We start from the raw sequence: 12,651 nt of genomic DNA, 5'->3' as shown, positions 1-12,651 counted from the left end.
TTTCCATTTTCATCCAAAAAATTTTAAATACTTACTTTATTCTAACGGCTCACCGCAATGCGGACAAAAATTCTTTTGCCGCACTTCCTTTTCTCGACGCTCAAGCTCTTTTTCGCGCAGTACTTGCAGTACGATTTCTTGCGCTTGCTCCTTATCCAGTCCAAGCTCGCGGCGAATCTTTTCAATCATCATCTGATTTTGCACCAAATCAAAATTACTATCGACCAGTTGCTCACGAAAATCTTGCTCGAGCTCTTCTCGGCGCTGACTCAGCTCATTTGCCAAACCCGTCGCCAAAATACCCGCTGGCAAAGCCGCAAGACCAACGCCGAGTATGGTGATAAGTGCACCTAATATCTTACCAGCATTGGTGATAGGTGTGACATCGCCGTAACCTACCGTCGTCAGGGTGACCACCGCCCACCACATAGCTTTGGGTATCGACTCAAACTCCTCGGGCTGGGCGTGGTTTTCGACCAAATAAATGCCACTCGACGCTGTCACAATCATAATAATTAAGATAAAAATGACCGCTTGAAACGAGCCTTTCTCCTTACTGATAACCACCAATAAAATACGCAGGGAGGCAAAATAGCGGGTAAGTTTCAAAATTCGAAACAGGCGCAAAATACGTAAGAAGCGCAAATCGATACTGACAAAGAAATTCAAAAATGCGGGGGCAATGGCAACGATATCAATCAACGCCGACGGACTTTTTAGCCAATCCCAGCGCTGACGCCACGTCGTATTATCAGGTTTGGCTTCAGCGACACTCCATAGCCTCAGTAAATACTCAATAGAAAAGATCACGATAGAGAAGTTTTCAAACCACGTAAAATACGCTTGATACGGGTAATACCAGTTGTCAACCGACTCAGCGATAACCGCCGTGACGTTCGCCATAATCAAAAAAATGAGAAAGTAATCGACATAGCGACTAAAGAGCGTGTCATGCTCATCGTTTTGCAAAATATTATAGACGAAAAGACGCAAGCGCCGAATAGATTGGAATAGCATGCCGTCCCTATGTGGTGTCATACCGGTTTTATATTATTAAAAATCAGGTGGGAGATATCAACAAAAAGGCAGTTGCGCTTGCAGACTCAATGAGGGTTTTTTAAACAATTTATCGCAATTTTTGCTTCAGACGTTATGATTATACAAAATTTATGTAATAAATGTAGGTCGTGATTACCAATAGCAGCGCCGTGACAAAAAAGACCAAACGTAAAAAACGCTCATCCGCTCGTAATTGATTGCTTAAGTTTTGGGCTGGTAATAAAAACAAGCCACATTTAGGACAACAGGCATCTATTTGGTTTAAAAGCTTAATTGAGCGGGCATTTTCGCAGCGCAGCGGAGAGTTACTACAATAACCGAGCATAATATCCAATCTGTCCTTCTATCCATGTCATTGTTTAATATTAATGTTTAAAAACGCAGATGTAGCATAAGACAAGCATTTAAAAATGGAAAGAGTAATTTAACCCATAAAATCCGTCACGACTGTAACATAAAATACAATTAAGCCAACTTCCTGTTTAAAATCTTACTCCTCGTGAGGTTTTTGTACTATAATAGAGAAATAATGTTACGAGTTATATCCTGACTCTAACGTTATCTAATGGTCACTGATGCCATCCCTCATTAGAAACTGACCAATAACATCTATTATGTTGAGGAACTTAACGATGAAACTACAATCCCTAGTTTTAGCTGCTGCAACTGCCCTTACTATGACCACTGCTTTTGCGGTACCTGCTGGTACTTGGTCTATCGCTGCTGGCGCACATTATGTTGACCCTAAAAGTGATAACGGTACTTTAAATAACGGCCTATCTGTTGATGTTGATGGCGATGTACGCCCGACCATCAGTGGTGAATACTTTATCGCTAACAACGTTGGTGTTGAACTATTAGCAGCCATTCCATTTCATCATGATTTTGATCTAAATGATGCAGCTGGCAATCCTGTTTTGTCAGGTAAAACTCAGCATTTACCACCTACTCTTTCACTGCAATACCATTTCGACGGCTATAACATGCCTATGAATGTAAAGCCTTTTGTTGGTGTTGGTGTAAACTACACGACCTTCTTTAAAGAAAAGGTTTCTAATGGCGCTGATTTAGATCTTGACGATAGCGTTGGTGTTGCTGGTCATATCGGTCTAGATATCCCATTTGCGCCGACTGAGTCTTTCCGTATTGATGCGCGTTATATGGACATCAAAACTGATGCTAAGTTGAATGGTGTAGATGCTGGTGAGATCGATATCAGCCCGTGGGTATATGGCGTTGCTTTCGTAAAACAGTTCTAATATAGTCCATTGCTATAAAATAAGTAAAAGAAGCCAGCTTAATAGCTGGCTTCTTTGTGTCTGCATATACCTTTTATTCATTTATAAATGAGATATAAAAAAGACCATCCGCAGACAGTCCTTTTAACAATATATCTAATTATAATGAATAAGCAAGCCTAGAGCAAAATGCGACGTGGATCTGCCAGCAAACTTGCGATATAACGGGTAAATACCGCAGCATCGGCGCCATTAATCACCCGATGATCATAAGACAATGACAGCGGCAACATCAGACGCGGCTCGAAAGATTGCTTACTAGCATTCCAACGCGGCTGCATACTGGCTTCTGATACCCCTAATATTCCTACTTGCGGCCAATTTACCAGTGGCGTAAATGCGGTACCACCTAAGTTACCTTGACTAGAGATGGTAAAGCTTGCGCCTTGTAATTCTTTAGCCGTGAGCTTCTTATCACGCGCTTTAACCGCAAGCTCACCAATCTCAATGGCAATCTGCTTAAGCCCTTTATCTTGCACATTTTTGATAACAGGTACAATGAGGCCGTCATCCATCGCGACCGCAATGCCCATATTGACGCTTTTACGTAAGATAATTTGGGTATTATCGTCACTCAAATGACTGTTAAAGCGTGGATGCTGGGTTAATGCATAAGCAGTTGCTTTAACGACAAAAGCTAAAATCGTGAAGCCGATACCTTCCGCTTTCATAGCACCTTTAAGCTCACCACGTAATTTTTCAGTGTCCGTGATGTCTGACAAATCAAACTGCGTCACTTGCGGCAGCAAAGTATTGTAATTGAGCTGCGGTATCGAGACTTTTTGTAGGCGGCTTAAATCTTGTACTTCGCTCTCGCCCCATATCTCAGTATTGCTCATATCAGGTAAGCTTGGCAGGCTTGAGCTTGCCATATTACCACTCACAGGCGCAGTTTTTTGCTTGCTCAAGCTGTCTTTTACATGGGCAAACAAATCTTCTTTTAAGATACGATCATTAAGGGCCGAACCCGTCACTTGAGTAATATCAACGCCTAGCTGACGCGCAAGTTTACGCACGGCAGGACCAGCATAAATATCGACCATTTTTTCGTTGACTTGCGATTCGGTTAGCTTAGCATTTGCAGCGCTAGTATTAGTCGTAGATTTAGCGGCTTGTTTAGGTTCACCAGTTGTTTGCTTACTCGCCTTTCGGCCTAAATCAGCGCTTTTATCTTCTGCTTCAGCTGGCTTGGACGCTTGTGCCTCAGAAGTATCAGCCTTAGATTCACTAGCTTTATTACTGGCGCTCTCTGAACCTTCACCAATAATCACGATAAAGTCTTGACCATTGGCGACCATATCGCCCGCTTGCACCAATATTTTTTCAACCTTGCCTGCTTCTGGTGCTGGCACTTCGACCGACGCTTTATCAGATTCAATCAGCAAAATGGATTGATCCGCCGTGACCATATCACCGACACTGACCATAATCTCAGAAACTTGCGCCTCATCAACGCCTAGGTCTGGCAAAGCATGCGTGGTTGCTTTTCCTGCTTGCTCGCCTGCTTGGTTTGCTGGTTGAGAAGTGTTTGCCTCAGTTGGATTAGTATCTGCTTGCTGATTATCCTGCGCTTCACTTTGTTTGTCGGCAGCAGCGGCTGTTTTGTTTTGTGTATCAGCGTTAGTGCTTTGGCTGTCACTGTCGTTTTCATTGTTAGCATCAGTATCGCTTTCAAGCTCAATGAGCACCATGCCTTCGCTGACTTGATCGCCGACTGCTACGCTTATTTTAGTCACTTTACCGGCAGCCGAGCTTGGTACTTCTACTGAGGCTTTATCAGATTCTAATAAGATAATATTGTCATCTTTTGCAATAACGTCGCCAACTTCGACCATAATCTCACTGACTTCGGCGCTATCAACACCCAAATCGGGGGCTTTAATGTCCATCCGTAATTCTCCTTATATTATATTGCCTTGTCTTTCGGCTATTCTTTGACGTCGTCATCATTGAGTAAAGCAGCATCGGCTGGATCTTCTGCGCGGCCTTCGCTGCTTATTTCGTCATCATCTTCACTGACAAACTCTGGCACAGGGTTCGGATGTACATTGTCAGGGCCTGGGGCATCTGGGAAATGATCATAATGAGGCTGTTGTTGCCATGCAGGCGGTTGATCCGCTTCGATACCAAAGCTTGAAATCGCATCTTTTACCAGACGCATCTCAACTTCACCTTCATCAGCTAAGCGCTTAAGTGTCGCAACCACAATGTGCGCGGCATCGACATGGAAGAAGCTACGTAATTGCTCACGAGTGTCTGAGCGACCATAGCCATCAGTACCTAAAGTCGTATAAGGGCGATTGTCAGGTAACCACGCGCGGATTTGTTCTGGATAATTGCGCATATAATCGGTCGCTGCGACGACGATACCTTCGTGCGGGGCAAGCTGTTCGGTCACCCATGGCACCACTTCTTCATCCATTGGATGCAGGCGGTTATAATCATCACAAGCCATACCATCGCGGGTTAGCTCATTAAAGCTGGTCACGCTCCAGACGTTAGATGAGATATTAAACTCCTCTTTTAGTATTTTCGCCGCTTTTTGCACTTCACGTAAAATAACGCCTGAACCTAATAGCTGAACTTGGCTTGAGCCATTGTCTTCTAGCAAATACATACCACGCTTGATGCCTTCTTCCACGCCTTCTGGCATGGCAGGTTGTTCGTAGTTTTCATTCATCAAGGTTAAGTAATAATAAACGCGCTCGCCCTCACCATACATGCGGCGTAGCCCATCATGCATAATCACTGCCAGCTCATAACCGAAGCAAGGATCATAAGTCACGCAGTTCGGTACGACGTTAAATAAAATTTGTGAATGACCGTCTTGATGCTGCAACCCTTCGCCGTTTAGCGTGGTACGGCCAGCCGTTGCGCCAAGTAAGAAACCTTGTGCCTGACAGTCACCTGCTGCCCATGCCAAGTCGCCAACACGCTGGAAGCCAAACATAGAGTAATAAATATACAGTGGAATCATCGGCAAGGCGTTGACAGAATAACTGGTTGCCAGAGCAATCCATGTACTCATTGCGCCCGCTTCGTTAATGCCTTCTTCTAACATGTGACCATCGATGGCTTCTTTATAGCCCATCAAAGCTTCACTGTCTTCTGGCGTATATTTTTGTCCAGAAGCTGAATAAATGCCCAATTGGCGGAACATACCTTCTAGACCAAAGGTGCGCGCTTCATCAGGAACAATAGGCACGACGCGATCTTGGATGTCTTTATTTTTTAACATCGCTGCTAGCAAGCGCACAAACACCATGGTAGTCGATTGCTCTTTACCATTACTGCCTTTTAGCACGCGATCAAAAATAGACAACTCTGGAATATTTAATGGGATATGACCACTACGGCGATTGGGCAGATGACCACCTAAGGCTTCACGGCGACCTTTTAGATATTTCATCTCCAGCGAGTCTTCTTTTGGACGATAAAACGGTAGCGTCTCTAACTCTTCATCAGTAAATGGCAAGTCAAAACGGTCACGGAAGTACATCAAAGCTTCATGATCGAGTTTTTTGATTTGATGCGTCTTATTGACTGCTTGTGCTTGATTTGACAGACCATAACCTTTAACCGTTTTTACTAACACAACCGTCGGTTGGCCTTTGGTTTTCATCGCTTCACTAAAAGCAGCATAGACCTTCATCGGATCATGACCACCGCGGTTTAGGCGCGAAATGTCATGGTCAGACAGCTCGTTCGCCATCTCTTCTAACTCAGGATATTTACCAAAAAACTCTTTACGGGTAAATTCAGGCGTACGCGCTTCATACAACTGATATTCGCCGTCGACCGCTTCTTCCATGCGATATTTAAGCACGCCGGTGGTATCTTTATCTAACAAGGTGTCCCACTGACCGCCCCAAATCACCTTAATCACGCGCCAGCCTGCACCGCGGAATACCGACTCAAGCTCCTGAATAATCTTGCCGTTACCACGCACAGGACCATCGAGACGCTGTAAGTTACAGTTGACGACCCAAATTAAATTGTCCAACTTCTCACGACCAGCAAGCGAAATGGCACCCAAGCTTTCTGGCTCATCGGTTTCGCCATCACCTAAGAAGGTCCAAATCTTGCGATCTTCTTTTTCTAGCAAGCCGCGGTTTTCCATATAACGATGCACGTGCGCATGATAAATGGACATAATTGGGCCCAAACCCATCGACACGGTTGGGAACTGCCAATAATCTGGCATCAAATATGGGTGCGGATAGCTTGACAGACCCTTGCCGCCCACTTCACGGCGAAAATTATCTAATTGCTCTTCATCTAAACGACCTTCTAAATAAGAGCGCGCATAAATACCGGGCGCTGAGTGACCTTGATAATAAATCATATCACCGCCGAAATGATCGCTTGCCGCACGAAAGAAATGGTTAAATCCGGTTTCATAAAGGGTCGCACTTGAAGCAAAAGTTGCTAAGTGACCGCCTAAATCATCATCGTTTTTATTGGCGCGCATGACCATAGCTAAGGCGTTGTAGCGAATCAAAGCACGAATTTTACGTTCAATCGTCAAGTCACCTGGGTACATTGGCTCGTCCTCGACTGCGATGGTATTGATATAAGCGGTATCGAGACGGTTAAATGGCAGTCCTTCTTGTACCGCCATGTTGTATAACGCTTTTAATAAAAACTGCGCTCGATCCTTATCGGCATGTTTGATAACCGACTCAAAGGCTTCCAGCCATTCTTGGGTTTCGGTGCTATCAGCATCCTTATAATAGTTCATCTTTATTAATCCTTTTTATCAGTCAGTCCTGCATGATGACAGGGTGTTATTAAATCAGAGTGTGTTACGTATTTTAATGAGCAATCACTTTACTTGATGCTTTCCTTATAACGTCCTTGCTGCATCTAAGCATTGAATTGTATTTTGTGGTGATGACAGAGAATTCTAAATAAATCGTATCACTGTAGAGTAGCATAGGAGCAAATAAACATCGTAGTAAAATTAAACGATATCCGCTACGCGATTCTCACTATCAAATGATAATGACACTCTATTATAGGTACTTATTGTGGATTTGTTTATAGCTATGAAGAAATGCCAATATGACAAGTATTTTTGAAATAAATAGTGGATATTTTTTTGTGATACTTCAGAATATTGTTTAGTCGTTTTATTTTACGGAGCCATTACTTAAATTTAGCATTTTGATGTGTTTGGTCATACTAAAACTGCCTTTCGTCCGTTTTTAGAGCTGCTATAAGAGAATTGGTAAAAAATATTTATAATCTAGTAGAGAGCTATAAAAACAAAAGCGTACATATTTATAACTGCACAGATTAGCAAATATTCACCACCCCTATAATTAAATAGCATCTTCCTTATAATTACCTTATTATCTCTAAATAATGAAGGTGATATCTCATTTAACATTGATACAGTCAGCAAGTAGATAGCGATATGAGAATTGAGGAAGAAATATACTATGAATTGCCTTAGATTTTTAAAGGTTATTTTGTCAACAGTTTTATTATTTATGCTTTCATTAACTCTGGGATATGCTAATAATGGAGTAAAAATGGAACTGACAACTAATAAAGTAGTGAGTGATAAGCAAGGCAAAGTAGTTTATATACCTGTCAGAACTGCTCCAGTAGGCACTATTATCCAGTATAAAGTCATTTATACTAATACTTTAGCCAAAGATATCAATGACTTAATTATTACTCTACCAATTCCTTCAAGTATGACATTTACTGGTGAAGCACATCCTGCTAGCGCTCAAGCTAGTACCGATGGAAAAAACTTTGCTGATATACCCTTAGTGCGTCAAGTAGCTGGAAAAATGACTAATACGCCGCTTTCTGAATATCGCTATATCCGTTGGAATATCAAACTTTTACCTGCAAGAAAATCTGCCAATGTATCTTTAAATACCACGGTAAATTAGTTTTCTCGAAATACTTATTACCTTACTATAAGGTTGTTCTTATGCCTCGCACTAGCATTCAAGCCACTGGCTATAAAAAACCTTTATATACTGTCTTATCAGCTGCGTTACTATTGTCAGCGGTTTCTTGTGTATCAACTACAAGTCTTACGCCAAAAGAGAATACATTAAAGACAGCAGATTACTGTCGCAGCAGCAACGATACTAAAACTCTAGCACCTTCTAAATCACAAAGCGTACAGCAGCGTGCTATGGATTGCATGCTGAACGAATTACAAACTTATCAACAAAAAAACATGAGCGCGCGGCAACAATACTTTGCTTACAAAGCCCAAGCTTGGCTAAACTATGCAAATCATAAAGACAGTATGAATAGTCGCTCAGACGTTGGTGTGGAAGCTGCCCAAACGGCAGAAAATATCTTGCAAGCGTTAAAAAATGATAAGGTTGAAGAGCTTGCACTTATTGAAGACATTCCGTCTACTTCTGCGCTCATGCGACCTGATTTATGGGCAACGTTAAACGCTCTTAAAGATAGTGGCGGTATCGATAGCGCGCCACGCGAAATCGCCTTTAGCGAAGTGTCATTAATATGGGCAGCTACCGACCAGTGTGAGCGGGGCGCGAAATCATCAAACAGTCACTTTCGGATGGCAGACCGCTGGCTTGAGCAAGCGCGCGAGGCTTTTGTAAATACTCATGATTCAAAAGCGAACGTCGCTTTAGAAGCGCTTATCGTGCGCTATTATGAAGAATACGCTCCTTTAGATTCAAGCGATAATACTTGCAATGGTCAGATATTACCGACAATCAATAAAAATCAAGCACCCTATTAAAAGACTAAACGATTAATAAACCCTCATAAAGACGCGTAAAAAAAAGCCGACTTGATGTCGGCTTTTTTATATTCGTCATTTGGCTCAAAACTCTTGTCTAACTCAATAAAGATTAACGGTTTTTACGCGGTAATTTTTCTGGCAAATAGCAACGCAGATAAGCGATAGACGCCGTATTGGCTTCTTGCAAATACTTATCAGTAATGCTTTGATGACGGCGATAAGAAACTGTAAAGATGGCATTAATAATGCTAAAGGTAATCAATAATACATCTTGAATATCTTCGAATTTTGGCATCTCATAACGCTCTGATAAGCGCTTATAGACCAATTGCACCACTTGATTGTCCATATGCTCACCATAGCTGTCCCCTTCAAAATCAGGCGTATTGGTGTCATAAATTAATTTGGCTTTGGTTTGATCCTCATCAAATATTTGTACACAGCGCTCAATCAACGCGGTCAAGTACGCTTGCCATCTGTCATAATCAACCGTTTCAACCGTTGTCAGCACTTCTAAAATATCGATGGCATTTAAAAAACGCAGTGCTAAAAATATCGCTTCGATATTAGGGAAGAAATGATAAGCAGAAGCTCTTGGAATACCCGCTTCTTCGCAGACAGCTGCCAAAGTGATGTCGTTAATTGCTTGAGTTTCACTCAATTTTTTCGCGCCCATCAATAGTTTTTGACGGCGTGCGCGGCCTTGTTGACTGGTAAATTTGAATTTATTTGGCACTAGCTTTTTCGCCAGCTCAGAATCTACCAGTACATCTTCAATCTTGTCTTCTTTATTTTCAATCATCATAAATCTCTTAAGGTTACGCCCTAACTTTATTAAGGTTACGCCCTAACTTTATATAGTCTTCATCAGATAGTACTTGTCCTAAATCGAAGGACTATTTTCTATCAACCGGTAATTTGGGCCAATAGCACCGCTACTATACTAAAATGAAGCAGCATGATAAAAGCTTGTAAACTATCAAGCAAGGGACATGAATAGGTTAAAAAACAACTCACTAATTACTAAGTAAACAGGGTTAATTGTGAAGTTTAATTTTCGCTCTTATAATACCATGATCGATGACTCTATCGGCATAGTCCCACTTTAAATGGTCATTAAAATAGTCAACTCGTTCAACCTGACCAAGCGAAAACTTACTATCAGGTAAAAACTCTTCTGAGACAAACAGCTGGTCAATTACTTCAGGCATACCTTGATAAATATGCGTATAAGCAACATCTTTCATCCAGCCATAACGTGCTTGAATACGAGCGGCGTCAAATAACGCAACATCGCGCATACTTTTATCATAATTAACTTCGCCTGTCTCGCTCATCAGTTGGGTGGTCACGCTACCAGTGACATCGTTCATATCGCCTAATAAAATCAGTGGCTCACGCGTATGATGCAGGCGCTCAATAATGGACATACGAATAGAGGCAGCTTCTGCGGCGCGCATACACAAACTACGCAGCTTGGCACGGACGCGAATATTTGGATCGTCCATATCCTCTAGTAACTGACCATTTTCATCGCGTAGGAAAAAAGCCCGTTTGCTTTTTAAATGCGCGGTGACAATCGTAATCGGTTGTCCAAAGGCATTGACTCGTAATACAAGCGGCGGACGATTAAAGCGCTGATAAAGACCGATATCAGGAATATCGATGACCGCTTTTGGCTCTATCTGTTCTAACAAAGTGCTTTCTAACTGCTCAAAACGCGTAATAATTCCGACAGCTGGCGTCTGTTGCGCGCCTTTGCCTTGGGTATAAGGACTGGCCTTATCATTACTTGCCAGCGGAATAACCACATGCTCAGGTTTGAATCCTAACCCTACTGCCAATGCTTCAAGCGCATGACTGTCCCATACTTCTTGCACAGCAATAATATCGGCATGTGCCTTTGCCAGTAAGTCAGTAATGCCGCGCAGCTTATGCTGGTATTCGTTATCGCTATAAGCCGGCGCGTTTTCATAATAAATTCGATTAGGGTTAGCAAAATTAAGTAAATTGGCCGTTGCTATATAAAACTGCTTAGGGCTATTGTCTTCAGCGTTATTAACCATGAATTACCTATTATTATTATTTTTGATAATTGTCTTTTTTACGAGTAACTGTTTTTGATGATTGTCTTTGTTTAATAATGACTATTTTCTAGAATCACCTTTTACTACCATATATTCATATATAACAATATACATTAAAAAAGCTTCCAAAGACATCTTTGGAAGCTTTAAAATAACATAGAACTGACTATATTTATGAGTTAGCAGAGCCAGTTCTACAATCAAACTAACTCTAGTAATGAAGGAGTAAGTTTTCTTATTCTTTGCTGACTTATATTAAATACCTCATTAGTTAAACTTAACTTATATGTTTAGCAAAAAGCAGTTCAACAAAACGTAACTTATCCTTCATTTTTTAAGGCTAACCTGACTTATAGCCAGTATCTATGAACTCATCGCTTTATTACGATATACGGTTCCATGCGTCACGTGAGGCACGGCGTGCTTCATTCCACTCTAGGCGCGACTCACCTCTCACTTCATGCCATGAGCGCTCTAAGTCTGATTCATGGTCTTCAAAACGAGCACCAGCTGGATAACGAGCACGATTTGCATAACCTACTGCATACGCTGGGTGTAAATCGCGGTCAAAGTCGTGACCTTCACGGTAATAATCGGCATTGGCATGTTCTGCGCGCCAGTAAGCTTCTTCACGAGTAGGATCAATCGCTTCTGCTGCTGCATGACCTACGCCGCCACCAACGATAGCACCAATAGCTCCGCCAATTAAAGTACCTAATGGGCCTGCCATTGTACCAATTGCCGCGCCTGCTGCTGCCCCGCCAACACCACCAATACCAGTACCAATTGGATGTGAACCTGGCTCACCTGTAATTGGATCAGCGTTTAAATCTTCTCTGCTTTCTTTTGACATGTGCTTAACGGCAGTACGGTCGATGGCATCGTGGTCGTTGATGATATTGTCGTTTTCATGACCGACAACTCTATTGCCATTAATATCACGGTCAGTGCCTGCTAAGCGGCGATCGTTATCATCGATAATACGTTCTCTGTCGCCCACTTCAACATAATCATTCACTACGCGGTTATTAGGGTCGGTAATACGTCCATCGTTATTCATAATATTATCCTTAAATTATTTGTTATATATTAGATTTATTGTTCACTCATTTATAAAGCGTTAAATTTAACAAACTATGCAATATTAGAATTAACCAATAAAAATAATTGCTAAAAATTACCTCTTATAAATCAGCAGTATTGCTTGATTCATCTAAAGTATAGGAACCTATGGATAATGACCGATACACAGATTATGTAAACTATGTCCAAATTACGATTGCCTTGCGTTACAGCCTGTATCTTTATCACTATTTTGTAGGGCAGCAGAGTATTTTGAGTAATTTATAAGCGTCTATTCACTAATGCCTTAATTTTTCGGTGGTGTTCTAAAAAGTATGCTGGCATCAGACATAGCCATAATTGACATAGAAGAATACCAAATCAAACACCTTAAAGT

The 12,651-nt window shown here is 41.8% G+C and carries 9 protein-coding genes; 3 read left to right on the top strand and 6 right to left on the bottom strand.

Going from position 1 to position 12,651, the window contains the following annotated elements; all coding sequences use genetic code 11:
* Positions 1 to 36 precede the first annotated feature (36 nt).
* Positions 37 to 1,017 carry an ion transporter gene (locus FOR85_RS08600; protein WP_144297587.1) on the bottom strand — a complete coding sequence of 327 codons (981 nt, stop codon included), beginning with the start codon at positions 1,015 to 1,017 and terminating at the stop codon, positions 37 to 39.
* 674 nt (positions 1,018 to 1,691) lie between these two features.
* Between FOR85_RS08600 and FOR85_RS08595 the strand changes: the two genes are divergently transcribed.
* Positions 1,692 to 2,318 carry an OmpW family protein gene (locus tag FOR85_RS08595; RefSeq protein WP_144297586.1) on the top strand — a complete coding sequence of 209 codons (627 nt, stop codon included), beginning with the start codon at positions 1,692 to 1,694 and terminating at the stop codon, positions 2,316 to 2,318.
* 158 nt (positions 2,319 to 2,476) lie between these two features.
* On the opposite strand, the gene FOR85_RS08590 is transcribed toward FOR85_RS08595, so the two are convergent.
* On the bottom strand, positions 2,477 to 4,246 hold the full coding sequence (locus tag FOR85_RS08590; RefSeq protein ID WP_144297585.1) for a 2-oxo acid dehydrogenase subunit E2: 1,770 nt from the start codon (positions 4,244 to 4,246) through the stop codon (positions 2,477 to 2,479).
* 38 nt (positions 4,247 to 4,284) lie between these two features.
* Positions 4,285 to 7,098, bottom strand: coding sequence for a pyruvate dehydrogenase (acetyl-transferring), homodimeric type (aceE, locus tag FOR85_RS08585; RefSeq protein ID WP_144297584.1), 2,814 nt, complete (start codon positions 7,096 to 7,098; stop codon positions 4,285 to 4,287).
* Between the two features lie 796 nt (positions 7,099 to 7,894).
* Between aceE and FOR85_RS08580 the strand changes: the two genes are divergently transcribed.
* Both FOR85_RS08580 and FOR85_RS08575 read left to right on the top strand, forming a co-directional pair.
* The gene (locus tag FOR85_RS08580) at positions 7,895 to 8,266 is read left to right on the top strand and encodes a hypothetical protein (protein WP_223808581.1); all 372 of its coding nucleotides are present in this window, start codon (positions 7,895 to 7,897) and stop codon (positions 8,264 to 8,266) included.
* Positions 8,267 to 8,307: 41 nt separating this feature from the next.
* On the top strand, positions 8,308 to 9,102 hold the full coding sequence (locus tag FOR85_RS08575) for a hypothetical protein (RefSeq protein ID WP_144297583.1): 795 nt from the start codon (positions 8,308 to 8,310) through the stop codon (positions 9,100 to 9,102).
* Positions 9,103 to 9,214: 112 nt separating this feature from the next.
* Here the strand turns inward: FOR85_RS08575 and FOR85_RS08570 are convergent, their stop codons facing one another.
* The 3 genes from FOR85_RS08570 to FOR85_RS08560 all read right to left on the bottom strand — a co-directional run bounded on the left by FOR85_RS08570 (position 9,215) and on the right by FOR85_RS08560 (position 12,045).
* Entirely contained in the window at positions 9,215 to 9,907 is a 693-nt protein-coding gene (locus FOR85_RS08570; protein ID WP_144297639.1) for a TetR/AcrR family transcriptional regulator, read from the bottom strand.
* 235 nt (positions 9,908 to 10,142) lie between these two features.
* A complete protein-coding gene (locus FOR85_RS08565) occupies positions 10,143 to 11,171 on the bottom strand; it encodes an endonuclease/exonuclease/phosphatase family protein (RefSeq protein WP_144297582.1) in 1,029 nt (342 codons plus the stop codon).
* 403 nt (positions 11,172 to 11,574) lie between these two features.
* Entirely contained in the window at positions 11,575 to 12,045 is a 471-nt protein-coding gene (locus FOR85_RS08560; protein ID WP_223808586.1) for a glycine zipper domain-containing protein, read from the bottom strand.
* Positions 12,046 to 12,651: the final 606 nt, after the last annotated feature.

The sequence above is a fragment of the Psychrobacter sp. YGAH215 genome (assembly GCF_007280595.1).
GTDB classification, from domain to species: Bacteria; Pseudomonadota; Gammaproteobacteria; order Pseudomonadales; family Moraxellaceae; genus Psychrobacter; species Psychrobacter faecalis.
This window is presented reverse-complemented; position numbering and strand designations above follow the sequence as displayed.